Source organism: Methylobacterium sp. ARG-1 (assembly GCF_001262595.1).
GTDB lineage: Bacteria > Pseudomonadota > Alphaproteobacteria > Rhizobiales > Beijerinckiaceae > Methylobacterium > Methylobacterium brachiatum.
The window spans coordinates 1-1,474 of record NZ_LHCD01000077.1; the positions used below are offsets into that span (position 1 = coordinate 1).

Genomic DNA, 1,474 nt, shown 5'->3' on the forward strand with positions numbered 1-1,474 from the left:
CGGCGCGCTCACCGGCACCGGCACGGCCGGCGTCTCGGGGGCGATCACGCTGGCCGGCAACGCCGCCCTCGGCGGCAGCGGCACCCTGACCCTCTCCGGCCCCATCGGCGACGGCGGCAACGGCTACGGCCTGTCGAAGGTCGGCACCGGCACCGCCATCCTCACCGGCGCCAGCACCTACACCGGCGCCACCACGGTCTGGGGCGGCACGCTGGCGCTGGCCGGGGCCGGCTCGCTCAGCGGCGGCGTGGCGCTGGCCGCCGGCGCCAGCTTCGACATCGCCGGCCTGAGCGGGGCCGGCACCACGATCGCCAGCCTGTCGGATACCGCCGCGGGCCAAGCCGGCACCGTCACGCTCGGCACCAAGACCCTGACCCTGGCCGACGCCGGCGGCAGCTTCGGCGGGACGATCACCGGCACCGGCGGCCTGAGCCTGACCGGCGGCCGGCAGATCCTGACCGGGACCAGCACCTACACGGGCGCCACCACCGTGGCGGATGCCACGCTGGAGATCGACGGCGTGCTCAGCGCCTCCGAGGTGACGGTCCGGCGCGGGGGCACGCTGTCGGGCACCGGCAAGATCGGCGATCCGCTGATCGAGGCCGGCGGCCGGCTCGCCCCCGGCAGCGCCGCGGCCATCGGCACCCTGGCGATCCACGGCCCGCTGACCTTCGCGCCGGGCGCGTTCTACACGGTCCGGATCACGCCCACGTCCAACGACCGCACCGACGTCACCGGACCGGTGACGATCCAGGGCGGCACCGTGCAGGTGCTGGCGGGTTCGGGCACCTACACGCCGGCCCTGCGCTACACCCTGCTCACCGCCACCGGCGGCATCACCGGCACGTTCAGCACCCTGCAGACCACGAGCAACCTCGCCTTCCTGACGCCGTCGCTGAGCTACGAGCCCCACGGCCTGGCCCTCGGCTTCGCCCAGACGGCCCCGCTCACCAGCGTGGCCACGTCGCCGAACCAGGCCCGGATCGCGGGGGCCCTCAACGGCACCGGGCCGACCGTCACCAGCACGCCGGCCCCGGCCGGCGGCGCCCCCGCCGTGACCACGAGCGTGTCGGCCACGGGCACGGTCACGACCGCGGTGAGCACCGGCACCGGCACGACGACGGTGGTGTCGAGCCCGGCCGCACAGGTGACCACGGCGCTGCTCAACCAGACCGCAGCCGGCGCCGTGCGGGCGCTGAACGCGCTCGCGGGCGAGATCCAGGGCTCGGCCGTGACCGTGCGGGCGCAGACCGCCTTCGCCGTGCAGGGCACCCTGCTCGAACACCTGCGCCTCGGCGCCGGCCCCGGCCTGACCGGCGCCGTCGGCCAGCGCTTCGCGTCCGGCACCACCCTGCCGGCCGGCTACGCCGCCCTCACCCCGGACGAGCCCGTCACCGGCCTCGTGCCGGTGCGGCCGCTCGCCCCGCGCTACGGCGTCTGGGGCCAGGCCTTCGGGGTGTTCGGCGCGAGCGAG

Annotated in this window: 1 protein-coding gene; it reads left to right on the forward strand. The window is 76.5% G+C overall.

The genetic code is table 11. The features are described from left to right. Positions 1 to 1,474, forward strand: a 1,474-nt coding sequence (locus AKJ13_RS29840; protein ID WP_200905731.1) for an autotransporter-associated beta strand repeat-containing protein, incomplete at both ends; no start/stop codon positions are given.